Consider the following 25284-nt stretch of genomic DNA (forward strand, 5'->3'; position numbering starts at 1 on the left):
ACCAAAAAACCCGCTACCGATGGGTAACAGGTTTGATATTGGATAAACTATGCTTTTTTGGCATACATAATACCGATCGTTTGTGGACCACAATGACTGGATATAACACAGCCTGCTGTTGTTAACAGTACCTCTTGTGCGTTCGTTTCCTCTTTCAGACGTGCTTGCAACATCAGCGCATCTTCCTCAGCCAGAGCGTGCACGACAATGATCATATCGTTATCCATCAAATCCCGCTGGTTCAGGGCATTTTGCAGCATTTGTTCCAGTGCTTTTTCACGTTTGCCGCGGACCTTGTAGGCAGGCGTCATTTTTCCATCAATCACTTTGATTACCGGACGAATTTTGAGCAGACTGCCGATCAGGTTTTGCATGCCTGAGCATCTTCCGCCTTTATATAGATATTCGAGTGTATCAATCACAAATTCCGTGTCGATTAGCGGTCTGGTTGCCGTCAACATGTCTACAATCTGCTCTATCGTACTACCGTTTGCTGCCGCGCGAGCAGCTTTCATCACAAGCAGGCCAAAGCCGCATGACAGATTTAGGGAATCAAAAACCGTAATGCGACCTTCTGGAAATTCGGAGGCAGCGAGCAGCGCATTCTGGTACGTCGATGATAGCTCGGAGGACAGACTTATATATAAAATGTCTTCTCCTTGTTCTATGTAGGGCGTAAAGGCTTGAATAAAATCTGCCGGAGAAGGTGCGGCGGTACGAGGTAAGCGTCCCTCGCGGCTGACACGCTGAAATAATTGTTCCGGGTGAATGTTCACCCCATCTTGCAATGCTTCATCACCAAATACGGTATACAATGGTACAATGCTAATCTCGTACTGTTGACGCCAGTGAGCAGGAACATCACTGGTACTGTCTGCAAAAATTTTAATTTTGTTCATACATTAAATCCTCTCTGTGAGATGCAGAAAAATCATAAAGATTGCACAGACGAAGGATAAATATCCGCCGTGCTATTCGGAATGGCGAGACCGAGGGCAAGTAGTGCAATAAAGCCTACAATAATGAGTGCATTAATGATTAATCCAATAATAGCAAAGGTTTTCTTACGGTTTTTTAACGCAATGCCGATGATTCCGACCACAAGTCCGCTACAATTGAGCAGTAGGCTGGCTAAAAAAATAAAGGGAATCAGCATGGTTCCGGTTTGCTGCAAGGCGACTTCCGGGTTCATAGTTTGGTATTGGCTGAAATGAGCCATCAGATTAATGACCATAATAGCCAGAATAATATATCCGATCAGACTGACGAGCGACATAATAAAAGAAGCAATTCCGGGACCGGAATGCTTGAGCTTGACCGGAGGCTGGAACACAGGAGCTTCTGAAAAAACAGGGTGCTCCTCAGACGCAGCAGGCTTTTGCAAATTAGGATCTTGGTTACTCATTTTTTCAACTCCTTGAACATAGTCCGAACAGGTACTAATTTTCCACAAAATAAACAAAAAAGCAAGCCACTTTACACATTACCCTCCAATAGACAGAGCTTAATCATCGAATTTTGTATGCGGTTTGTTTACACACACTGGCTGGTAAACTTCATGCTGTTCCGATAAAATAAGAAGAACATTCGGGTAAAAGGATCAGGGAAAAGGAGTATAAAAAACATGCAACGAAGATGGATTATGGTAGGATCTATAATGATGATGTTGGCGGTAGCCATTGGAGCGTTCGGGGCGCACATTGTAAAAGCACGGATTGACGCGGATGCATTGGCCGTATATGAAACCGGTGTGAAATATCATATGATTCACGCTGTCGGATTGCTGATCATTGCGTTGGCTGCCGGACAGTGGGGCCCTTCGACCCGCTTAAGATGGGCTGCGCGTCTGTTGTTCACGGGTATCATTTTATTTTCCGGCAGCCTGTATGTGCTAAGTTTAACCGGAATCCGTGTGCTGGGTGCGATCACCCCATTAGGAGGCGTGTGTTTTATTGCAGGATGGATATTGTTGACATGGGCTGCTGCCGGTCCAAAGAAAGAGAATTAGAAAGCTCATTGCCCCATTTTAAAAAAGAGAATCGATAGGAAAGACGCCATGCTTTTCCACCGATTCTCTTTTTTCATGCTTACTTGTTTCTAGTGAGATATTACATTTACGATGTGATCTCATCAATCTCATTCATTTTAAAGGAGTACACTTGCTTCTCATCAACATGATACACACTCAGCAGGTTATTATCATGGTCCAGGTTGAGTATGCGGCATGGAATGCTGCGCTGTCCGCCGTAGCGGTTCACGATTAACCGTACAAGCGTATTATCATGTATATAGCGTTTAATCCATTCGTACGTACTAAGGTCTTGTTGTATTGCAGGCTTTGGCTGTACGTGGGATTGCTTGATCTCTTGAATAGCGGGTGTCTTGTTCGTAATTGCGGCTGATTTCTTTTTGGAGAATTTTTCCGCAAGCGTAGCGGCTGCATCAGACGGGCTATTAACGGCCGACTGTTTTTTTAGATACAATGCAGCTTCAATTAAATTACCAAGTTCGATACCGGATTGAATCCGACTATCCGCAATTTGTTCGTTTTGGCTCAAGAGATGAAGCAGGAACTGAAGGGCCTCTACGTTCGAACGACCTTTAACTAATACATCAACATTAAATAAATAACTGGTTTCGTCTTGATTTGATTCCTTTTTCATACATCCTCCAGCCCAAGCCCTGGGTAATTAGTCTTTTGTAGTACCTATCAATATATCATTAAAATGTAATCTGTCATAGGGCCTAGGGCCCTGTTGTTGGACATTAGCAAAAATAAGTTCTATATAAAGCCCTATGCGCTAAATTTTTTCTGAATCCACAGGAAATGTACATTTTAGCATATGTGTACATGAATGAGGACTGTATATGAGAAGAATTAATAGAGCTAAAGTATGCATATACCGAGAATAAGTGAGGTGGGGAATGAAATCAAGTAATTTGAATTTTAAATATTTTACAAAAAAGTATAGCGTGGCATATCTTCATTAAGGATCTTTTTCCGCCGAGAAAAAAATTAAAATCCCCCTTAACGAAAGAGGGATTTGGCATATCGAAAACATGGTATATTATAGTAAGCAAAAAATAAAGTGGATGGTATTTTCAATCAAAATGGGATTCGTTGTGATTGAATATGATAGTCATGTTCGACTGCCCAACTCACAAGACCACTCCAGAAATTTTCACAGACTGAAATGATCTTTGTTGGTTCCGCTAAATCTCCGGACATAACCAACTTAACTAGATGATCAAATCCCTCTGGACGATCCGGCAGTTCCAGTGCTTCTGGTAGAACCATTGAGCCCGTTGAGAAAAGCTTCTGATTGTGTAACCCAACTAACATAGCTCCATATTGGGCAAACTGCATGATCAAGTACGGCAAGTAGGTACGAGGGCCATTTATAGTGACATTTCTAAGCTTTCCAATAAACTCATACATTTCACCTACAAGCACTTCGTTGATTGCATGCCTGAAATCTTCCTTTGTTGGGGATTCGGCAGCTTCCTTTAATATGGAAAAAAAGTCTTTAGGATCATACAGACGAAGTGGGGAAAAGAAAGGTCCATGTGTCAACGGCCACGTACCCTCAACAGTAGAGGCGGTTTTCAGAAGAATGTCTGAACTACAGACGTTCACCTCGGCTTTCCAAGGACCCGCCGACCATTCATGGCTAAAATCTACGGGAGCGCTGGATTCACTTAGTACACAAAACATTTCAATATCTGAGAAAGGGCCGTCCGTACCTTTGGCAACAGAGCCATAGACCCCTATAGCTAGAATTTTGTCTTTGTATACTTCATGTAACCTAGCAGCTATTTCATGGCACGTCTGAAGCCTCTCATTTCGGGAAATGTGGACAGGTCCATTCATGTTCATTTGTGATTCTCCCTCCGTTTTTAGCAAGCATGGTATGGAGTGCTGTGGGGAAATAGCGACAAGTGAAAACATCTATTTTATCAGTAGTGTGGTGACTTATGAAGCCCTTTGTTAAGAGAACTAAAAACATTACGGTCAATAATTTTATTTTTCATTGTGTGATTAATGAAATGCCTAGCAAAGATTTTGTCAGTCTTAGAATATACTCTTCCAAAACTTCATTTTTTGAAGTGAGCTTTTCATGGAAGGGGAGCTGGTCCATCAACCTTCATAAACCCAATACTTGTGCCCGTATCATTAAATATGCTATAGCACTCGGATGGGATTACAGCCAAGAAAAGAAACAGATGAAAATGGATCAGGCTGATTTTCTTATAGCCGAACTAGGCTTAGAGGACTAAGGTGAAGTGTTTGATCGTACGAACTAAGAGATTTGTCCAATCTACTGATTCGCCATTCAGCGAGGGTTTAATTTCACCTGTGAGCCCTTGCCGCCCGTCTGGATTCCAGTTTCCTTTACACCGACTTCCTTCAGATCGCCCAGTAGACGCTCCAGCACCGCTTTGGCGACAGGTGCTTCTTTTGCGCCTGAGGCCTTAACGACCAACTGTACCGGTTTACCAGAACGGAGTTGTTTGTCCGCCTGACGCAGCTTCGTGTCGTAATCATGCTCCTCAATGTGAGCGGTGAAGCGAAGCTCCTTGACCTTTTCTTTACCATGGTTTCCTGCGGCTTGGCCGTTATTTGTTTTGCTTGCTGCGGCTTTTTTTTGCACAAGCGCTTTTCCTTTGCCCTTTGCAACCAAGCTGCACGGTGGCGGACTACTCATCAGTGAGGTGCAGACCAGGTCCACTCCCTTGGATCGGGCCATAGCCAAGGCTTCTGACTTGGAAACAACGCCGAGCTTCTCCCCTGAGAGTCCGGTGAGCACCACCTCGTCAGCTTTAATTTGCTCGTTGATTAATACTGCCACTTCAATGTAGCCTCCCTTAAACAATGATAAAACTATCATATACGGAACCTATGTGCGATTCAATTGAACTTCAATATATCCTTATTGACAAAAATCACTAACCCCTATACTCTTTTACTGATAATGATTATCATTTTCCGATGCATATACATACAGGGGTGATTGAGAGAAATGAAAAAGATGTTGAATGGACTATTGTTATTTGTAGTTTTAGCGATTGTATTGGCAGGCTGCGGTTCGGCTGGGAATAGCTCGAAGACGGAAGGGGCTACAGGGTCTGAGCAGACATCTACAGCAGCTGGTCCGGTTACGGTTAAGGACGACCATGGCGAAGTCAAGCTGGACAAGCCAGCGGAACGTGTCGTCGTACTCGAATGGACGTTTACCGAAGATCTGATTGCACTTGGCGTACAGCCGGTCGGGAATGCGGACAATGCCAATTACAAGCTGTGGGTGACACCAGAGGCGAAGCTGGCTGATACTGTAACGGATATCGGTACACGAGGCGAACCCAATCTCGAAGCGATTGCGGCACTCAAGCCGGATCTTATTATCACTAACGCCGATAACAATGCAGCGATCTATGCACAGCTTAAGGGAATTGCACCGACGATAGAGTTCGATCCTTACAAGGGGAACGGCTATGATTACGACCGTATGGTCGAGATTTTCAAGCAAATCGCGGTGGCTACCGGTAAAACGGAACAGGCTGATAAAGTCTTAAGCGAACTTGACCAGCACTATGTAGAGGCAAAGGCAACATTGGAGAAGGCAGGCAAAGCAGACTTTCACTATGCGTTGACACAAGCCTTTACAGCTCAAAATGCTGCCAGTCTGCGAATGTTCAAGGATAATTCAGTTGTAGCGGGTACACTTGCGAGAATCGGCATGGTGAACGACTGGAAGTCGGACCAGACTGAGAAGTACGGATTTAGTACCGTTGGAATCGAAGCTCTTCCAGCTGTACAGGACAGTAATTTTATCTACATTACGCAGAAGACGGACGATATTTTTGGCGCTGCGATGAAGAACAACACGGTATGGAACGGACTGAACTTTGTTAAAGAAAAACGCACCTACCCGCTGGACGGTACAACATGGACTTTCGGCGGCCCAATTTCGTCCAAAGTACTGGTTGATCAAGTAGTTGGAGCTCTGACGAAATGACCCGAACGGACACAACGGGATTATCGAAGACTTGGCGTATAGGAAGCATCTTTGGGGGCGGCTTGATCGTCCTCATCGTGCTTTTTTTTGTAAGCTTGTGTTATGGGGAGGCTTCGATCCCGCTCCATACAGTCATCGAGGCGTTGACCCAGCGTCAGAATACGCTTGAGCATAACATGGTTTGGGATCTTCGGATGCCGCGTACGGTCATTGGAATTCTGGCTGGCGGTGCGCTGGCCATCGCGGGTGCTTTGCTTCAGGCCATCACCAAAAATCCACTGGCAGCTTCTGATACCCTAGGGATAAACGCTGGTGCCTACTTTGTGGTCGTACTGGGTGCGGTGATGTTTCCCGGATTGCTGCACCAGGCGCCATTTCTATTTGCCGCTGCTGGCGGTCTGTTGGCAGCGGTGCTGGCTTACTTTATGGGCGGGGGAAGAGCGGGAACTCCGATTCGGTTGGCGCTTGCCGGCTTGATCGTATCCATGGTTCTTGGTTCGTTTACTGGAGCACTGCATATTTTTTATTCATTTGAAACACAGGGGCTGTTTCTCTGGGGTTCGGGCTCACTGGTGCAAAATGATTGGAGTGGGACGACTTACGCTTGGCCTTGGGTCGTAGGACTCTCGGTCATTGCTGTTATGCTGTCAAGGCAGTTTGATGTGCTGGATCTGGATGAGTCCACATCCACATCCCTTGGACAAAAGGTTAGCTTAACACGGGCGATGGGAATTGTGCTGGCGGTTCTGCTGTCGACCATTACAGTCAGCGTCATTGGTCCCATCGGATTTGTAGGTTTGGTGGCTCCGCATTTGGTGCGCCTAAGCGGGTTGAAAATGCATCGTTGGGTGCTACCCGGTTCCTTCCTCTGGGGTGCACTGCTGTTGATCGGCGCAGACGTGCTGGCGAAAATGATTCACAAATCAAGCATGGATCTGCCAACCGGAGCGGTCATGGCCTTGATTGGGGCACCTTGGTTGATTTGGCTGATTTTGCGGAAAATGAAGCTGCCATCCGGTATCGGCGGACAGTCTTCCATGAACATAGGTGTGCGCTCTCGGAAATTACCGTTTGGCAGACTGGCTACAATATTTGCGTGCTGTGCTGTGCTGCTAACGGTATTCAGCCTGATGTTTGGAGGAATGCGCATTCCAGTGGGGGATCTGCTATCCGGCCTGTTTGGCGGGGAGAGTGCGAATTCGGCTTTGCTTCAATTTAGAATACCACGTACGCTGGTGGCGGCCGGGGCTGGTATCGCGCTTGCGGTCAGCGGCGTCTTGATCCAACTAGCGGTTCGTAATCCTTTGGCGGATGCCTCGATCATTGGAGTTTCGTCAGGGGCTGGTTTCGGTGCGCTTGCAGTGATTATCGTGTGGCCTGGGCTGCCTATTTATATGCTGCCCATCGCGGCGATTGCTGGAGCGACAGTGTCGGCAGCGGTGATCTTCTTTTTATCGTGGAACAAGCACCTAAATCCGTCAGTGGTCATCCTGCTTGGGATTGCCGTATCTGCCATCGGATCAGCCGGTATTCAGGTGTTGATCATCCAAGGTTCGCTCTGGGGTAGCACAGGCTATATCTGGCTGACTGGTAGCACCTACGCTCGAAACTGGGGGCAGGTGGCAACCATTCTGGCCTTTCTACTCGTGTTGTTGCCAGTAGCATGGTGGCTGGCTCGCCGTTTCGATCTTTTGGTATTTGACGATAGCAGCGCTATGGGACTGGGGCTTCCGGTGCGCCGCACCCGGCTGTGGGCGATGGTAGTAGGTGTGCTACTGGCGGGTGGAGCAGTAGCCTGTGTGGGTACAATCGGCTTCATTGGGCTGATTGCTCCGCATATCGTGCGTACGTTGATCGGGCACCATGTACGCCGTTCCATTGTTCTGTCTAGCATCTTGGGAGCGGTCATGCTGGTGCTGGCGGATACGATTGGACGGACCGTGCTTGCGCCGACCGAAATTCCTTCTGGATTGCTGATTGCACTAATCGGTGCACCGTATTTTCTGTACTTGATGTACCGCTCGAATAAGAGTAAATCTGTGTAGTTGAAATGACACGAACAGGCTGTTTCCAAGCGGATTCTCCGTGAGGAAGCAGCCTTTATTATTTTTTTCTATGTAATCATCTGAGGAATCATCTGAATTAAATATTTACAAATCTAATAAAGTAGATATAATGTGAAGTATGGAACCGTCATTGATTTATAAAGCTTTGTCGAACGAGACTCGTCGTCTGATTATGCAGTGGTTAAAAAAACCAGAAGATTATTTTGATGAGCAGGCTTATTTAAAGCAAGGGCTCAATTTTCAAATTGGTGTATGTGTGGGAGATATTCAGGCCAAATCGGGACTTGCACAGTCTGTAATCTCAAGTTATTTATTAACGATGCAAAAATCCGGTTTGTTAGAGTCTGAGCGAGTAGGAAAGTGGACGTACTACCGTCGGAATGAAAAAACAATACAGGAATTTGCCGAGTACATCCAAAAAGAACTATAAACAGAAAGGAGTTTTTTTTCACATAACATATCTATAAATCTATATATATAATTAATTGGAGGCTTATACTTAAATATGAAAAAGGTTAACCCGTTACTTATTATCATTCTAGCTTTGGGCGTGTTCGGCATTATTACAACGGAAATGGGTATTATAGGTGTTCTTCCCCAAGTCACTCAAAAATTCAATATATCAGCTTCCCAAGCTGGTTGGCTCGTCAGTATATTTTCTTTCGTTGTTGCGATCTCAGGACCGTTTTTGACCTTACTCGTTTCTGGCATGAATCGTAAAGTTGTTCTATTAATAGCTGTATTCAGTTTTGTTATTTCAAATCTTGTCTATGCCTATACTACTCATTTTGAGGTCATGCTCATTTTTCGTGTTCTTCCTGCAATATTTCATCCTGTCTTTTTTTCAGTTGCCCTCGTGACCGCATCTAATCTTGTTCCCCCTGAAAAGAGCAGTAAAGCCGTCACCAAGGTTTTCGCCGGAATCACGGTAGGATTTGCTTTTGGCGTACCCTTGACTTCTTATCTTGCTGAGAAAATAGCGTTAGAAGCTGCTTTCTGGTTTGGAGCTGTCGTAAGCATGATTGCATTTGTAGGAATCCTCATATGGCTTCCTTCTCTACCTGTTCAGGAAAAAATGTCTTATGGCAAACAGCTAAGTGTATTACGCAAGCCTCAATTATGGTTCAATATTGTGTCAGTTATTTTTATCTTTGCAGCTATGTTTTCAGTGTATAGCTATTTTGCTGAATATCTTGGAGAAATAACCCGTATGAACGGGTCATGGATCAGCATGATGCTGATGGGCTTTGGAATCGTTATGATTTTTGGGAACTTTTTATTTGGGGGATTACTACATAAAAATCTGACAAAGACTGTCATCACGTTCCCGTTGCTATATATGGTCATTTACGTACTCACTTATGCTCTGGGTACTTCTTTCCTACCGATGATTGTGGTTGTGCTCATCTGGGGAGCTGTACATTCCGGAGGGCTAATTATTAGTCAAGTATGGTTAACCACTGAAGTGAAAGAAGCTCCAGAGTTCGGTAATAGCCTATTTGTCTCATTTTCTAATCTCGGTATTACGATAGGGGCTGCTATGGGTGGGTGGTTTATCTCTCACTTGGGAATACACCAGCTCATCTGGAGTGGAATGATGTTTGCACTGCTAGCATTTTTATCGATTATCACAAAAATAAAAATGTTCAAATCAAATGCAGCGGAAGCCAACGTGCGTTAAAATATGGAGAGACATTAGAAGAGTACTCTACATTATGACCATAAAATGATACATGGGGTGATGTTGATTGCATTTCGTATGGACTTCGATCTTAATGACATTCGTAATCGTTAGCGGGATCTTGGCGTTGCTCATCTGGGGAGTGATATCCTTAATCAAGCGTTTTCGCTAATCGCAATGAAGGAGTAGAAATCTCTATGTGTTGAAATTATATTATCCAATTGGGAGGAATAGATGAATATTCGAATGTACCACGATCTGGAGGCTCGATTGGAAGAAGAGATTTGGGAGCTTGGAGAGGATGCAACTCATACACTCCCATTAGATAGCAACTTGGCTGTGGAAAAAGCACAGAAGGCTTGGGATCTAATACCCGAGCCTAAGCATACATGGGGCATCACAGGTGTAACCTTGCATCAATACGTTCAAATTCTCAATTATAACGGGCATACTCAGCGCTCAGTAGAGCTTTTAAATGAGGAAATTTTAGATTTGGAAGGTGCAGGATACCGGATTATACATGCTGAACCTTATATTCAGATGGCGGAAACACTTCTTCTTCAAAGCAAGCCTGTATTAGCTCATGAATATCTCCAGAAGGCATACTCGATTGGGGGCGCACGGGCATTTCGGGATCAGCCCAAGCTTTATCTCGAAATGGCGAAAAGTAAAGCTCTGGATGAACAGGATGTATTACTTCGATTTAAGGCGTTGGATGTGAATGCCAAACTTTTGAGCGAATTAAAAGATAGCCAATAACCAATGTTATGGGCTTATCTTTTACATTTGAGGAGGACGATTGCTTTGAAATTAAAAGAAGTGCTCTTAGGCACACACAGCTTCGAAGCGATGAAAGCTTTTTACGGCTCTCTCTTGGATTTGCAGGTTATAGAGGAGGGTCCATCGCGGTTGTCGTTCCAAGTAGGGGAATCGGTGCTTGCTTTTCAGGAATCCTCCCATATGGAAAATGAGTTTTACCATATTGCCTTTACGATTCCAACAAATAAATTTATAGAAGCCAAACAGTGGGCTATCAACCGAGGAATTTCGTTGATTTCAAGGCATCAAGAAGATGAGTTTTATTTCGAAAACTGGAATGCAACCGCGTTTTACTTCTATGATCCGGATCAAAACCTCGTTGAATTCATTGCTCACCATACACTCGATAATGCAGTCGCTGAAGCTTTCGGGTCTCACTCGATACTTCGTATAAGCGAGATTGGTCTTCCGGTCGATGATGTTCCAGAGGGTTCTAGAATAATTACCGAAACGTTCCAACTTAATTCATGGGGAGGGGCTGGACAGAAATTTGTACCGCTAGGGGATGTGGAAGGTTCCTTTATTGTTACAGACAAGCAACGTCCCTGGTTTCCTGATGATAGGCTTCCGACCGTGTTCAGCATCCGTATCTTATTTGAAGGTATATGCTCTGCCCGTCTTTCGCTTCATAATGGGTCGTATGAATTGAGATCAACCTGAGTTAAGGCTTCATCTCAACGCCACCACCCTGGATTTCTAGAATAGATCAATAAGCGGAAAATCCGGGGATTACCATACATATAGGAGAGAATAGATGAATATTAGATTGCTAAATTCAAATGAAAATTATCCGTTAGAGCTCTTGTTACTAGCTGATCCTTCGCGCCAACTTGTTGAGGAATATTTGAAAAGAGGGCAGTGTTATGTAGCAGAAATCGACCATCAAATTGTGGGAGTCTATGTTCTTTTACCTACAAGACCTGAAACAATTGAGGTGGTGAATATTGCAGTATCGGAAGTCATGCATGGTAAGGGGATTGGCAGACAATTAGTGACACATGCGATTGAAACAGCCCGGATACAAGGCTATAAAACATTAGAAATTGGTACAGGAAACTCTAGCATTGGACAGTTAGCTCTCTACCAAAAATGTGGTTTCAGAATTGTAGGTGTAGATCTAGATTTCTTTGTCAGACATAACTATGTAGAAGAAATTTATGAGAATGGCATACAGTGTAGAGATATGATTCGTATGTCTCAGGATTTGTAGAGCTTAATTTTCTTTGCAAACCCTTCAAAGGTATCTTAAGTAAGGTTCTGAAAGGTATATGATATTGTGCCAAAAGATGGTACAATGAATTGCGGAAAGGCTATACAATCATTGGATTGCAATAGTCCTTTTTTAATGAGCTGATATCCTACTAAGTTCCTGACAAGGGGTGGTTACTTTGTACAACACAACAACCACGATACTCACAGAGATAGCAAAACATATGAGAGATCATGATTTAATCCTAAGTGATTTAGCTAGAGCAGCCGAAATGAATCCGGGCACCATGAGCAGTATTATTAATGGGAATCGCACACTTTCAGTCGATCAGTTAGACCGAATTACACAAGCGATGGGCTATCCCGTTGGTTATTACTATGAACGCTACGTGTCTGAGTATTTAGCAGAGGCTAATCCGAATTGGCGTCGAATGAGTCCTTTTATACATAATTGTGCGAGACTCAATAAATTGGACTGCATTCATGATGTGGTTAATTTATTGATGGATAAGTTAGGCTATTCAGAATCTTTATTTGAGCTTGCCGAAGAATTATTTCATGAAAAAATGTATCAAGCGGCAACCATACTTTATGAAAATGTGGCTATAAGTGAAAAAAAGCAATATTCAGAACGTCTGGCTATGTGTCAGTATCGCTTGTTCCATACAAGGCAAGGAGATAATCAAGAGAAAAACTATGAAGCAGCCGTTCAATTTGAAATATACGTTGATCGACTAGATGAGATAGAACAGTTAGATGCATTAAAAGATCTGGCGAATACATACCGTTCGTTACGAAAATGGGACAAAGTAGAATTATTCGCTAAAGCTCTGGGAGACAAGGCAAAAATTCAATATAAACTGGAGCAAGAACGCCATCCATCCAAAAAAGAAAATGCAAAGAAACCAAGCTTTCCTCTGTTTGCGTATTGGGCTTTTTCTCATTTGCTTCGTGCACAAGCATATGACGAGAGGAAAGACTATGAAAAGGGACTTCATCATATCAAAAAATATGCAGATTTAAGCTGGGTTTTGGATAGAGATGAAGAAACATTGAAATGGAAAAATAAATATGAGGATTGGGCGGTAGTAAATACTTATGTAAATAAGCTTCTTTCAGGCGAAGAGAGCGTACTTCCCGAGTATGTAGCTTATGTTTCTTCAAGGAAAGATGAGGTTCTTCCCGCACTTGATAATATCCTGGAGGCGGCTAATCGATACCAATTTGATGTAGATGATATTTTAGAGCAATTCAAGGAGGACATTTCATCTTATTTAGAACAACAAAAAATCGAAGGCTTTTATACTCAAAGATTCATAACAGAACGTTTTATACATTTTTCTAAGGAATTATCAGTCTACTTTTTGACTAAAGGAAGATTCTCTGATGGTTTTAAATTTTTATTAAGTTGTTTGGAAAAATCTACATTAATCAATAATAAATCATATATAATTAAATGTATGAGGCTTTTTGAGTCTTATCAAGAGCATTCATCATTTGAGACGAAGACAGCTTACAGAAATTTGATTAATGAGGTGGATCAAGATGAAGCGTAAAATAATTCTGACCTTTTTAGCAACCAGCTTTATGTTAGTAGCGATAGTTACTGCCCCTTTACTTTTTCATGATCAAGAACATGGCTATCAACCGAGTCACCATGGCGAAATGTAATTATTCTTAACAGAAAAAAGATGCATGATATTTAAAGCACTTAAAAGGTACAGAGTATAAACCAAATGGATAAGGGAACAGGTTAGATGGAGTTATCCGTCTAGCCTTTTTATTGCGTGTTTTGCGGTATATAAGTAATATGAGGAAATCTTTTTTTGAGAAATATATGTAAAAAGTGCAAAAATGTATTATGTATTGTATGCCGAGTTTGTGTTGAAAGGGTTGTTTATCTATGGAGATCATACCTACGATTAGAGCAGAAGTTCAAACCTATTTGATACGGAAAAGCTTAACGATGACCGAGTTTGGCCACATGATTGATTTGAATGTAGGAACAGTTAGTGGCATTGTGACGGGCAACCGATCTATTTCTGTTCACCAGCTAGATCGCATCACTATGGGAATGAATTTACCACCGGATTATTTTTATGGACGTTATATTGATGAATGTATTGAAGAAGAACCGCTCAACTGGCGAAGAATTAGTCCTTTTTTGTACCGTTGTGTGGCGTTAGGGCGACTTGATTGCTTGCGAAGAGTTGTAGGTATGTTGCTAGATAATCCTATTTATCTTCCTTCACTTTTTGAAGTAGCCGAGGATTCTTATAAAAAAGGTTTTACTGAAGCAGCGGCGTTCCTTTATGAAAATGTGGCAGAAGGGGAAAAGTATCAATATTCAGAACGATTGGCCGTTTGCCAGTATCGATTGTTTACGATTCGTATTGAAGACGATCAAGAGAAAAACTATGATGCTGCTCTTCAATTTGAGCCCTATGTTGAACGGTTAGATGAGATAGATCAGTTAGAGGCATTAAAAGACTTGGCAAATACATACCGCTCGTTACGAAAATGGGATAAAGTAGAACTGTTTGCTAAAGCAATGGGAGACAAGGCAAAAATTCAATACAAACTTGAACAACAGCGGCATCATGTACATAGAGACAATTCGAAGAAACCCAATTTTCCTTTGTTTGCGTATTGGGCATTCTCGCATTTACTTCGGGCAGAAGTATGTGAAGGAAGGAAAGACTATGATCAAGCGCTTCAGCACACTTATGCTTATTCCGATTTGAGTTGGGTCAATGCTACTGATGAAACTACTTTGAAATGGAAAAAAAAGTATGAAGACTGGGCGGTAGTAAATACGTACTTAAATAAGCTTCTTTCTGGTGATAAGAGCGTTCTACCTGATTATGTAGCTTATATTTCTTCAAGAAAAGATGAGATTCTTCCCGCACTTGATAATATTCTTGAGGCAGCTAACCGATACCATTTTGATGTAGATAATATTTTAAATCAATTCGAAGAAGAAATCATCTCCTTTCTGGAGCAGAAAAAAGTTGAAGGATTGTATACTCAACGATTCACAACAGAGCGATACACTCATTTCTCAAGGGAATTGGCGATCTATCTTTTGCGTAAGGGGAGGTTTTCGGAAGGATTCACATTTTTGTTCAGCTGTTTGGAAAAGTCTGCTGAAGCTAATAATAGAATACAAGCAATCAGATGTATGAGATTGTTTACACATTTTAAAGAACATGCATCTGCTCATACGAGGGCAGTCTATGGAGATCTGATTAAAGCGGTTAACGAAGAGGAAGAGTAAGCTGATCCCACCATTCCAATTGCAAATAAAATGCTTTTAAGTTCAAAACTACACCTGACATTGATTCCTGAGTTACAGGGTATGTTGTTCGAGATTTGAAAGCTAACAGTGTTGCTCATTGATTCAAATAACTTATAACAAGGGAGTGATACTTAAGACATAATAGAATTGTTTATTTCAGTTCAAACGTCACATGGATTAAAAGGAAATAACAGGATAGTAGATGGATTTTCCTAAATCACCCCTTTTGATAAGATTATTTCCATCAAAATTAAAGTGGGCGTGGTAGAATGGGGAGAATTTTAGTTCCACCTGACAAATTGATGGAAGTGGCTGATCAGTTCTTACACGGAAAGCATGAAATGGATCGTATGCTGAATTTTCTGAGTGGACGAATTGATTTTGTCCAACAAGGCTGGTCTGGAGCTACCCGAGAAAGATTTTTTCAGGATTTTCAGGTTTCTCGACAATCCATGAGTGTAACGCTTGAACGACTTTCTACGGTTGCACAAGAACTCATCTTTATTTCAAATAACTTCACACAGGTAGACGGGGAAAAAGTCGTATTAGATGTGCCAGGGAATGGTGTACCTATCAAAACAGCATCCAGCGGTGAAGGTTGGTTACATAAAATTTTTGAACAGATTGGAAAAGCGGAGATCACCAAGGCCGAAGCCCAACTGGAAGCTAGCAAGCTACAAGGAGAAATTTTCTGGGATACTGCACAGGGAGCAAAAGGTGCTATTCAGGAAGATTTAACCTTAGGGATACTGCCTGATAAAGAACGGGATTATGATCATCCTATGGCAGCTAAAGTAGGCGAAATTCTCGGTCACGTAGCTACGACATTGCAGGGCGCCGGTGAGGTAGTAGCTGGACTAGGTGGAGAAGGATTATCAGTTGCTGTTTCATCTACAGGAGTTGGAAGTATCGTTGGAGTACCAGGATTAATTGGATCTGCAGCTTTGGCAGCGCATGGAAGTACCACCGCATTTAAAGGTGCAAGTGGAATAGGAGAAAAAACAGCCGAATTGTGGCAGATGGTGAAAGGAGAAGGTGGAGGCTCATCAAAATCTACCCCTTCTTCGGGAGCTAAGGCAGAAAGTGTACCTCATACACAAGGAAACGGTGAAACTGCACAGATTGGTGACACTTTTGGCAAGTCAGGGACATTAGTTGAAAATCCGGGGACACAAATAGATTGGTCTAATTCTTCTAATCATGCTTTAGAAAGAATGCAGGAGCGAGGCGTAACCAAAGAAATGGCAGATTCTTGGGTGGAGAATGGGAAGACCCTTTCCCAGAATAATGGTAGTAAGCATTTGTTTTTTTCAAAAGAAGGTGCTGCTGTAGTTGCTAACGATGGGACACTTGTTACAGTTATTCCTAAGAGTAAGTATGATGATGCATATAAAGCGCTATCAAAATCGTTATTTGGAGAGTAGGAGTATAGAAATGAACGATGATATTGTACAAATGATTAATGAATGGAACCCCGTCGAAATATATCCTCTATTAGAAGATGAATATTATTCAGAAATACGTAGAATCCATGAAAAAAGTAAGGAAACAAACTCTGTTGAAGAATTAGCAGAGCAGATTCATTCGGTATTCGCTCAATCTTTTAAAAAGGAATTCGATAAAAGTATTGAAGAATGTCGGTTAATCGCTGAAAAGATAATTAATGTTACAAAATAATTTATTTTTGAGCTTTCTCCCTTAACAATAAAATAAAGTAGGCTTTTTTTGCATAATTGGTCAATCAAAAATAAAGGACACGAGTTTTTGAATACAGCAAACAATAATATCATCCATGATAAGATGGTTGTGCCTGGATAGGGAAATAAGGAATTGGGATAATGGTTAATTTATAGCGAAACACTAGCGGTACCATTGAATTCAAAGACGAGAAGAGCCTTAAACCAAGGAGAAGGATATGGGATATGATTCCTTAATTAAAGCAATTATTTCAGTGCCAAAAGAAGAATTAACTTTTCATTGGGGAAATAGATTAAAAATTGTTGGTACTAGGGACACCATCTATGAAACAAACAATGGTTTAGATGAAGATGATCATGGGTTCCTTGAATATGATGCTGCGGTTATTGAAGTCAAAAAAATAGTATCTAAGCCGATTAACGAGGAAGGAAGTATCTATAAATGGTTGCAAAAAGGAAAAAGCTCCTTTATTGAAATTTCTCTCCATGACGACCCCCCTAGCATGATTACATCTTCAGATGGGTCTATTATCTGGAAAAATGAATAGCTTAGACCATCCTCAATTGAGTATTTTTCATTGAATTGAGGATGTTCATGACTATTACGACTGATAAGTTTTATTTTAATGCAGAACAGAAGAAAGTTATACTTTATATTGATAAGCCTTTGGGCAATCTATCTCAAAGCAATATAGAAAAATTAGATAATATCAAGAAACTAGGAGTAACTGTTGTAAATTCCTTGGAGGAATTAAGAAAGTGGTTAAGTGATGGGGAGTTCGGCTTTTATTTTAATAGAACGAGAAAAATATACACCTGAGAAATTACTAGGAGATGCAATCGTAGCTGCCTTTCATGCAGATGCTGGATTATATTTTGAGAATGATAAAAAATATAAAAATGAACAGTTTTTTTCAACAACTCTAAATATATCCTATAACCCACTGGGTGCTGAAAACAACCAGCAGTTTATATTCTATATTGACGGAATTGATAATTACGAAATTAATTATGAACATGATGAGAATATTAGTGGATTAGATTCAAGCTTGTCTTTGTATCAAGTAGGATGTATTGAAGATGTTTATGGTGTTGAAGAACTGATTTCTCGATTTATATATGAATATTTCAAGCTAAATCCTACTGACTATTTTTGGATTCCTGATTACGATTGGGTCTACAGTTGGGAAGATATGCAGAAGTTCAGATCTCTGCCCTATGATCCAAACTGGTGCTATAAAAATCCTAAATCAATATAATTCACAACGATTAATGAATATCTATAAGCTTGCTCCTTTAACAATAAAATGGGAGCAAGTTTTTTCATAGTAATTTATCTGATAAAGAAGATAATTTGCATGCACCTAAGAATTAAGAGGCGGGTTTAAACAGGAGAGTCTTCAGTCAGGCTACTAACTTAGCGATATGGGTAAAGTATACAGAAGGTGCGTGAATGTTATGAAGTATGATACATTCTTAAAATTATGGGAAGAACAAAATAGTCTAATGAGACTATTGTTCTGTGAAAATAAAGTGTTAGACTGAAAAACAAAGCATTAGACCGTGAAAAATAAAGTTGTAGACTGGCAGCCGGCGTTAGCAGACGGGCAGGACAACGCAACCATTAGATGGACTTATGGTTCTCATATGATACAATTTATCCCAGAAGTATCTTCGCGGGTTAATGAAAAGCAGCGGTGACGAACTAATAGGAGACCAACACAAAAAAGTGGTAGTTTTATGGATATGCAATAGTTTACTATAGGATCTTATTCCTCGGTTCGTCTGAACCGATTGTAACGGAGATTCATGAAGTGCCTGGAGATATGGAAATAAAAGTGTTGCCTGACAATGGACAGAGCGGGATTGGAAGAGCGGAAGTGAAGTGGCAAAGCCCGTAAGCGTAGGTCACAGCTCATAATACGAACGGAGAACTATAGCTTAACCAGGAAATCACTGGGAAATGCGGAGGATAATTTGGATCGCAATTCGCTAGAATCGAGCGGAGATTCACTTCGCAGACAACTGGAGGCACTACGCGCCGAATGGAACTTGGTACTAAAAGGAGGGGTAGGACACATGCGAGAAGAACAGGAAATATTCGTGGGCAAAGGATATAATAGGTCGTACGCAATTGCTACGGGTCTACCGATTTTAAATATTAGGGGTAGCTTATCGCGTGAAAGTAACGGCCAACTACCGTTTCCGTGGGTGACAACGGGCATCAAGATTGATAAAGAACAGATGTTGGAAACCGTTATGAAGCAGAAGACACTCGAGTATTTGTTCAAGATGCAATTCAGTAAGGAGGAAATGACCGACCGCAATTTGGTTGTAGGCTGTTATGAATATAAGAATCCGAATGACAAGGAACAAATAACGCTATATGCGCTGGTTTCGTTGAAGGAATTTCTCGCGAGATACGGCGATGAACGGGCATCAGAGATTCTGATGCGAGTTGGCTGCGCATACGAGAAGATTATGGAAGAATGCGATGAAGCCATTGAAGAACACTATGCAGTGTTGCGCCGGGCACTTCATTTGAAGAATCTGAGGGACAAATATGACGTCGTTTACGAGTGGGTTGAAGAGGAAGGGCAAAAGACGTACATAAACAGATACACCAAATCGAGTTATACGAAGATTAAAGCTGAATCATTCGTAGAGTTGACCAAACTCTATGATGAACAACGGAAGAAGGATGCAAAGAAGACGTTCTCAACTCTGGAGCCGTTAGAAGCATTCATGCAAGCATAAGAAAACCGCCCCTTTACGGGGCGGTTATTCAACGTTTCATCGAACGAAGATTCGAGGAATATCCAGCGATAGAGAGGATTCTCGACAGTCGCATCGGAAAGTGCTGACCCGTACGCCAGATATGGTCGAATGGAACTGATGGAAGACGTTGATCCAGCCAATTATTTCGGCAAAACCATAGAGGTGGAACGATTTAAGGCGATTGGAAGCCTAGCGATTCAGGGAGAATTTATCGACCTCGGTATTTCTTACTGACGACAAGCCGATCGGTAGCACCGAAACGGTTGTAGATATCAACGGGGGTGGCATGTTCTCGCTCCCTAGTGGCAAGCCGCTGCAGAGTATAAGTGGCAAGTCCTTCGAGGCGTGGCAGCGCGACTAGCTGGATCGGTACGGCGGATGACAAGAACCTCATCTTGTATCAAATAAAATTTATCAAAACAGCCAGTCTTATCGCATGAAATAATTTTACACCACTTATTACGCTAACAGAGAACGTTAGTTCAATAAACCAGCGGCAGTCTAGGACTTTATTTTCAGGTACTTGACTGCCGCTGGTTTTATATTTGGGTCAGTCTAAAACTTATTATTCCAAGTCTGACGATTTAGCAATTCAGAATCAGCTTAGGAGCACCAAATCCAGTCTAAATCTTTATTTTCATCGGACAACTATTAGAGAGAGGAGGGATTTAAGAATCGGAAATTTTTTATCATGGATTTGATAAGAGGTATTTTCAGTTATTTTCATTGTGGGCTGGGACTTGCAAAAATATTGGAGGCTTATAACAGATACAGTCTAAGAGGTTTTTTAATTGGAGCTACATCTTTCCTTATCGGAGGTTTGGGGCTTTACTTCACAAGGCGCTATGTATCATTGGATAGGTTATTATAGATAGACAAATATTTTATTAAAGGAGTATACAATGCTAACATCAAAACAAGAAGAGAGCCTTAGTAAATTTATGAGTAAGATTCTGAGGCATACACCAGAACAGTTTGGTCTTGAGCTAGACCATGAGGGTTATTGTGACATTCAAGACCTGATGCAAGGAATAAGATCAGAGAACAGATGGTCTCATGTCAGTGAGTCGGATATCGAGCAAGTAGTAAGCCATTGTCCAAAACAAAGATATGAGATGGTTAATGGGTACATAAGAGCTAATTACGGGCACAGTGCAGGCAGATTGAATTATAAGGAAGCTATTCCACCAACGATCCTCTATCATGGTACAAACACAAAGGTAATTCATAACATTTTCGCTGAAGGAATTAAGCCAATGGGCAGAAAGTATGTACATCTGTCTGAATCTCTTGAGTTTGCAATTTTAGCAGGCAAAAGACGTGGAGAACTAGTGATCCTCGAAGTAGACACAGCAAAGGCATTAGCTAATCAAGTGAAGTTTTATAAAGCTAACCATGGAGTTTGGCTTGCCGACTTTGTACCGCCACAGTACTTAAAGAAGTTTGAATAAAGCACAGAGCTAGAACATTAACGATGATCATAGAGACTAGATGGAACGATTCGTCTAGTCTTTTTGATATCGCCTGTTTTGCTGTACATACATCATCCTCCTAAAATTTTGAATGTATCTACGGGTGTCCACACCCGCCTGCAAATGCCGCATAAAATAACCCGGATGAACAAAGAGGAGGTGCATGTAATAACTATGATACACATGGAACCCATTCAAGTGGGTGAGCATACATACATTTATCGGAGTCGAGGTCAAACTGCCTAAAACAACGCTGTTGACGATCTCCAACTCCCATGGTTACATCATGTGTGGTGCGTCTAAGATGTACCGAATTTGGGGTAGTAAAATTTTTCGCTGTTTAAGCCATAATGTCAAACGGGACAAGCCTTCATAGCAATTTTCAATTTACTGATCTGTACTGATTCATTCTATTAAAATCTTATAAATGACTGAATTTTGTGACCGCATTTGTGACCTCTTGGGGGGCAAGCATGTAACTGTGCATTTTACTCCTGTGAGGTCTGCTCAAATGGTTGTTTGAGTTGAGCCATAAAAAATCTATTAAAAAGAAGATATTTGTATATGGACAAAATGATCGAAGGAAATAGCATTCTTCGTAACAGTGGTTTTGGAAACTTTATTCTAGAGAAAAAAACTGCAACTGTGAATTGTGAAATGACCTTAAAAGATTACGAATATCAGCAGGAGAGAATAGTAAATGAAATAAGTTCAAAGAGAGTGTTAAGCCAACACAGGTGAGCGTTACGGGGATTTTATTCCCCATTCATAATATAAATAAAAGCTTTAGAATGAACGTGAGAGCACCTCAGGAGTATGTTGGTTGTGGAGTGTATGTTATTCTTAAAATAATGAACTGGCATAGGCTAATATTTTGATTAGAGTAAATATCTCAATTAAAAGGAGAGGTTGAATAAGTGGAGGAACTTTATAACTTAATTCATCCAAAGTATGATGATTACTTACGCCTTGATCAAGAATTAAGAATTCCTTTAAAAAAAGATAATCATTTATCTATAACCGAATCGGAGATCCCGTTTTTAGAAGGTTATGATATCTTTACATGGTCTACAACTTTTTTTGATAAAGTGACACAGGCAGAATTTAGTCTGATCAATTTATTGTATATATTTGAGCAAGGAATTAATGATGATGAGTGGCTTGTCAAGGGAAAGGGAACTATTCGCCTACTTCCTCATTTCGAACAGAAGGATTACTTCCTCAAATTTTATTTTGATTATTATGTTGATAATTTCTTCTATAAAGTTTCTTCTGCTTTAGATGTATTATCTCACATTAGTAATAGATTATATAATTGGAACATTCATAAGCCATCCTTTGAGAAATGTTGGAATAAAAAGGAAACCGAAAGTGCTGTAAAATTATCAAATGAACAGCTTTACTTTGCTCTAAGAGAAATTATAGATAAGCCAATTTATAAAGATTTTAGACGAATTAGAAATGACTTTACGCATAATCATCCTCCTTCGTCTCCCACATCAGGTGTAATCTTTTATAAAGATAAGGAGAGGCCAGTGACTAACTTGGGGGGAGAAGAATATAAAATAACTAAATCTCTTTCTGGAGACCATATTGTGTATACTTCATCAGGTGAAACCAAAAAAATGGTACTAGAGGTTTGGGAGCTATTAATTGATGTAATTGATGTAGTTAATGAGCATATGAGGTAGTTTGGAGAAATGAAGACCATATAAAACACCAATTTTACCATCCAGTTGCCCTCATATTGACGGTGACTGGAATTTTTTATATCTAAATTACGCGAAACGTCAATTTGAGCAGTTTGGAAATCGGAGTTGTCTCCGAATTGCTGCAACACGTCTATTTGGCGGATTGTTGTATTTGGTGAATTACATCGGGCAAAATTTTGTCCAATGTCGTTTGTTTTCTCCAATTGACTCAACAACATAGACTGGCTGCTGGTATTAAGCTAACGGGCAGTATGGCGTAGCCATGATATTTGAATATATGATACGGTTCACCGTACCGTAGTGTATTTAAACATAAAGTACAATTTGACCACAAAATATACCTCTATATAAAGACAAAGCCACTCCTTACAATGGAGTGGTTTCTTTGCATGGAACTTCTCTTTTACTTATAACTGAGTAACGGCTTTTTTCTATGTTTTGTTCGTTGTTCATATGCAAATGCTATACGAATTAGCATAGGTTCACTAAATGCCTTTCCTGCAAACGTAACTCCAAATGGTCTGCCGTTGTCTTTGAAGCCAGCGGGAACAGCTACTGATGGATACCCTGCCCTTGCACAAATTTCTGCTCCCACATATGATGGAAACATAATTGCATCCAATCCGTATTTCGCTATGGCATAATCTATGCCTTCATTCTGGGAATAATATAAATCAGTTAAAGACTCTAATATATAGTTCGGATTCTTCAATGGATTCACTAAATGTTGCCGGTTCTTCAGTAAATCTTGTCCATATTTCAAAGCCTTCTCGGAGTTTTTTTCGTTCCACTCAACCAATTCACTAAATGAATGTACAGGCATACTTTGTGGAAGGTTTCGGAGATAGTTATCAAGACCATGCTTAAATTCGTTATTCAACTTGTTCCAATTCCATTTCCTATCAAAGGCTGGCATTTCAATGTCTTCAATGACGATTGCTCCCGCTTTTGTTAGTTCCTCTACAGTATTATTAAATAATATTTTATCATATTCGTCAGGGTCACGAAATTGCTCTAATGGTACATCTCTATAAACCCCAATTTTCGCCCCTTCTAAGCCATTCTTGTCTAAGTAAGTTGAATAGTCAATCGTATCATCATTTTTCCATGTAGCAGGGTCATTATCGTCTTTACCTGCAAGTACACTAAGTAAGATTGACGCATCTGATACGGTCCTTGCAATTGCTCCAGCGGTATCTTGAGAATAGGAATAAGGTATTATACCTGTACGACTTATAAGCCCAACTGTAGGCTTTATACCAACAATCGAGTTTTGAATAGCTGGACTTAAAATTGATGCTGAAGTTTCCGTACCAACTGCAACACTTGTAAAATTTGACGCCACAGCTACAGCAGAACCAGAGCTTGACCCACCCACGAAAAAGTCACCGTATGGATTTAATACTTGTCCGCCTTTAGAACTGTAACCTGCCCACATTTTTGTGGATACGCCGTTTGCCAATTCAGTCATGTTTGTTTTTCCAAGGATAATGGCTCCAGCTTCTCTAAGTTTTTTTACAAGAAAGGCATCCGTTTCGCTAATGTTGTTTTCCAGTGCCAACGCTCCTGCACTCGTCCGCATTTTGTCCTTTGTTTCAATGTTTTCTTTCAACAAAACAGGTATACCATGTAAATACCCTCTAATTCCTCTTGTTTTTCTTTCTTTGTCTAGGGCTTCTGCAATAAAAATCGCATCTGGGTTGATTTCCATTATAGAATTTATATTTTGACCACTCTGGTCGTGTGTTGCAATACGATACATGTAGTACATAACAAGTTCCCTAGAAGTAACCTCCCCTTTTCCCATTGCTTCTTGCAATTCAAAAATGGTTACTTCCTCACCATTTAGATTCTTAAGTTTAAAATTAGGTTCCATTTAGTTGCTCCTTCCAATGATGAACTTTTCTATTAGAAATCACATGAAATCTATGCTTTGTATACTATCTTCTATACTACCATATGTTGGAACTCCCTACTATATCCGTTATCGCTTCATATTCTGCTTATAGTCAGTCTATGGAAGTGCCTACGGTATATGTGATAACTCTGATTACGAAATAGTTCAAGTATGGGACAGATTACAAAAAAGGATTACAAACAGAAAAAGATATGGATTTGCTTAACCATGAATTGTTTGAATCCAGATTTGAGGGTATATTTAAAACAGACTATGAGACTGCTCATAAAGCTGCGGTAAGGTCGGGTCGTCCATGGGAAATAGAGTGGAGGAGATTTTATAATGGGAGCATTTGTTTTACTTTTTAAAAGAACATGAAGATGAGAATGTAGTTATTTATAGATATGGCCCTAATGAACACATTATGGGGAAAATTCAATTGAACAAAGAGACTAAGTTATTCTCTGAAATTGAACCTTTACCAGATCCGAGCCATTCAAATAAATTTTATTTTGATAGGGCTGCACAGAGGATGGCACGTTGCTTCGTTAAAGAAGGGGGGATATTTCCCGATAAGATGACATTTGAATCATAAAGTAATTCAATAATATGAACCAAGCTTGCTCCTTTGATAATAA

General features: G+C 40.8%; 27 protein-coding genes and 1 pseudogene. 22 read left to right on the top strand and 6 right to left on the bottom strand.

The genetic code is table 11. The features are described from left to right. Nucleotides 1-47: 47 nt before the first annotated feature. Nucleotides 48-899: a DegV family protein gene (locus MMB75_RS08820; protein ID WP_019686795.1), complete on the bottom strand. Its 852-nt coding sequence runs from the start codon at nucleotides 897-899 to the stop codon at nucleotides 48-50. Between the two features lie 32 nt (nucleotides 900-931). Beyond that, a complete protein-coding gene (locus MMB75_RS08825; protein ID WP_045243959.1) occupies nucleotides 932-1405 on the bottom strand; it encodes a hypothetical protein in 474 nt (157 codons plus the stop codon). Nucleotides 1406-1624: 219 nt separating this feature from the next. Here MMB75_RS08825 and MMB75_RS08830 point away from each other — a divergent pair, with 219 nt between their 5' ends. Beyond that, nucleotides 1625-2008, top strand: coding sequence for a DUF423 domain-containing protein (locus MMB75_RS08830; RefSeq protein WP_019686797.1), 384 nt, complete (start codon nucleotides 1625-1627; stop codon nucleotides 2006-2008). A gap of 106 nt (nucleotides 2009-2114) precedes the next feature. Here the strand turns inward: MMB75_RS08830 and MMB75_RS08835 are convergent, their stop codons facing one another. Then, nucleotides 2115-2663, bottom strand: a complete 549-nt coding sequence (locus MMB75_RS08835) for a hypothetical protein (RefSeq protein ID WP_045243958.1) — start codon at nucleotides 2661-2663, stop codon at nucleotides 2115-2117. Nucleotides 2664-3106: 443 nt separating this feature from the next. Beyond that, nucleotides 3107-3877: an ANT(4')-I family aminoglycoside nucleotidyltransferase gene (locus tag MMB75_RS08840; RefSeq protein WP_045243957.1), complete on the bottom strand. Its 771-nt coding sequence runs from the start codon at nucleotides 3875-3877 to the stop codon at nucleotides 3107-3109. Nucleotides 3878-3975: 98 nt separating this feature from the next. Between MMB75_RS08840 and MMB75_RS08845 the strand changes: the two genes are divergently transcribed. Further along, entirely contained in the window at nucleotides 3976-4278 is a 303-nt protein-coding gene (locus tag MMB75_RS08845; RefSeq protein ID WP_031463177.1) for a hypothetical protein, read from the top strand. 56 nt (nucleotides 4279-4334) lie between these two features. Here the strand turns inward: MMB75_RS08845 and infC are convergent, their stop codons facing one another. After that, nucleotides 4335-4850 carry a translation initiation factor IF-3 gene (gene infC / locus MMB75_RS08850; RefSeq protein WP_019686800.1) on the bottom strand — a complete coding sequence of 172 codons (516 nt, stop codon included), beginning with the start codon at nucleotides 4848-4850 and terminating at the stop codon, nucleotides 4335-4337. Between the two features lie 171 nt (nucleotides 4851-5021). Here infC and MMB75_RS08855 point away from each other — a divergent pair, with 171 nt between their 5' ends. The 20 genes and pseudogenes from MMB75_RS08855 (at nucleotide 5022) to MMB75_RS08950 (ending at nucleotide 22728) form a co-directional block, all read left to right on the top strand. Beyond that, entirely contained in the window at nucleotides 5022-6017 is a 996-nt protein-coding gene (locus MMB75_RS08855; RefSeq protein ID WP_045243956.1) for an ABC transporter substrate-binding protein, read from the top strand. Continuing rightward, entirely contained in the window at nucleotides 6014-8062 is a 2049-nt protein-coding gene (locus MMB75_RS08860; protein WP_045243955.1) for an iron ABC transporter permease, read from the top strand. Before MMB75_RS08855 ends, MMB75_RS08860 begins: the two co-directional genes overlap by 4 nt. Before the next feature lie 139 nt (nucleotides 8063-8201). Next, nucleotides 8202-8513: an ArsR/SmtB family transcription factor gene (locus MMB75_RS08865; protein ID WP_014599587.1), complete on the top strand. Its 312-nt coding sequence runs from the start codon at nucleotides 8202-8204 to the stop codon at nucleotides 8511-8513. Nucleotides 8514-8588: 75 nt separating this feature from the next. After that, a complete protein-coding gene (locus tag MMB75_RS08870) occupies nucleotides 8589-9764 on the top strand; it encodes an MFS transporter (RefSeq protein WP_045243954.1) in 1176 nt (391 codons plus the stop codon). Between the two features lie 234 nt (nucleotides 9765-9998). Next, the gene (locus MMB75_RS08875; protein ID WP_045243953.1) at nucleotides 9999-10523 is read left to right on the top strand and encodes a hypothetical protein; all 525 of its coding nucleotides are present in this window, start codon (nucleotides 9999-10001) and stop codon (nucleotides 10521-10523) included. A gap of 45 nt (nucleotides 10524-10568) precedes the next feature. After that, a complete protein-coding gene (locus tag MMB75_RS08880; protein ID WP_045243952.1) occupies nucleotides 10569-11243 on the top strand; it encodes a VOC family protein in 675 nt (224 codons plus the stop codon). A gap of 94 nt (nucleotides 11244-11337) precedes the next feature. After that, entirely contained in the window at nucleotides 11338-11793 is a 456-nt protein-coding gene (locus MMB75_RS08885; protein ID WP_019686805.1) for a GNAT family N-acetyltransferase, read from the top strand. A 223-nt stretch (nucleotides 11794-12016) separates the two neighbouring features. Then, complete coding sequence (locus MMB75_RS08890; protein ID WP_045244230.1) at nucleotides 12017-13348, top strand: helix-turn-helix domain-containing protein; 1332 nt, start codon at nucleotides 12017-12019, stop codon at nucleotides 13346-13348. Then, on the top strand, nucleotides 13338-13463 hold the full coding sequence (locus tag MMB75_RS08895) for a hypothetical protein (RefSeq protein WP_016820449.1): 126 nt from the start codon (nucleotides 13338-13340) through the stop codon (nucleotides 13461-13463). Before MMB75_RS08890 ends, MMB75_RS08895 begins: the two co-directional genes overlap by 11 nt. A gap of 232 nt (nucleotides 13464-13695) precedes the next feature. Further along, on the top strand, nucleotides 13696-15069 hold the full coding sequence (locus MMB75_RS08900) for a helix-turn-helix domain-containing protein (RefSeq protein WP_045243951.1): 1374 nt from the start codon (nucleotides 13696-13698) through the stop codon (nucleotides 15067-15069). A 290-nt stretch (nucleotides 15070-15359) separates the two neighbouring features. Further along, nucleotides 15360-16514, top strand: a complete 1155-nt coding sequence (locus MMB75_RS08905; RefSeq protein WP_230681844.1) for a WXG100 family type VII secretion target — start codon at nucleotides 15360-15362, stop codon at nucleotides 16512-16514. 10 nt (nucleotides 16515-16524) lie between these two features. Then, a complete protein-coding gene (locus MMB75_RS08910; protein ID WP_045243950.1) occupies nucleotides 16525-16767 on the top strand; it encodes a DUF1871 family protein in 243 nt (80 codons plus the stop codon). Nucleotides 16768-17005: 238 nt separating this feature from the next. Further along, on the top strand, nucleotides 17006-17335 hold the full coding sequence (locus MMB75_RS08915; protein ID WP_031463189.1) for a hypothetical protein: 330 nt from the start codon (nucleotides 17006-17008) through the stop codon (nucleotides 17333-17335). A gap of 222 nt (nucleotides 17336-17557) precedes the next feature. Next, a complete protein-coding gene (locus tag MMB75_RS08920) occupies nucleotides 17558-18046 on the top strand; it encodes a hypothetical protein (RefSeq protein WP_025364493.1) in 489 nt (162 codons plus the stop codon). A gap of 718 nt (nucleotides 18047-18764) precedes the next feature. Next, the gene (locus tag MMB75_RS08925) at nucleotides 18765-19544 is read left to right on the top strand and encodes a hypothetical protein (RefSeq protein ID WP_230681843.1); all 780 of its coding nucleotides are present in this window, start codon (nucleotides 18765-18767) and stop codon (nucleotides 19542-19544) included. A gap of 129 nt (nucleotides 19545-19673) precedes the next feature. Next, entirely contained in the window at nucleotides 19674-19799 is a 126-nt protein-coding gene (locus MMB75_RS08930; RefSeq protein ID WP_257126825.1) for a hypothetical protein, read from the top strand. A gap of 668 nt (nucleotides 19800-20467) precedes the next feature. Next, complete coding sequence (locus tag MMB75_RS08935) at nucleotides 20468-21016, top strand: RNA 2'-phosphotransferase (RefSeq protein WP_031463190.1); 549 nt, start codon at nucleotides 20468-20470, stop codon at nucleotides 21014-21016. A 195-nt stretch (nucleotides 21017-21211) separates the two neighbouring features. Continuing rightward, a pseudogene (locus tag MMB75_RS08940) lies at nucleotides 21212-21335 on the top strand (YunC family protein); the annotation flags it as partial. Between the two features lie 266 nt (nucleotides 21336-21601). Further along, entirely contained in the window at nucleotides 21602-21778 is a 177-nt protein-coding gene (locus MMB75_RS08945; protein ID WP_277507575.1) for a hypothetical protein, read from the top strand. A 176-nt stretch (nucleotides 21779-21954) separates the two neighbouring features. Next, a complete protein-coding gene (locus MMB75_RS08950; protein ID WP_045243949.1) occupies nucleotides 21955-22728 on the top strand; it encodes a Cthe_2314 family HEPN domain-containing protein in 774 nt (257 codons plus the stop codon). 424 nt (nucleotides 22729-23152) lie between these two features. On the opposite strand, the gene MMB75_RS08955 is transcribed toward MMB75_RS08950, so the two are convergent. After that, entirely contained in the window at nucleotides 23153-24625 is a 1473-nt protein-coding gene (locus MMB75_RS08955) for an amidase family protein (protein ID WP_045243948.1), read from the bottom strand. Nucleotides 24626-25284 lie beyond the last annotated feature (659 nt).

Origin of the sequence: Paenibacillus sp. P2(2022) (genome assembly GCF_029522175.1) — a bacterium.
Taxonomy (GTDB): domain Bacteria; phylum Bacillota; class Bacilli; order Paenibacillales; family Paenibacillaceae; genus Paenibacillus; species Paenibacillus polymyxa.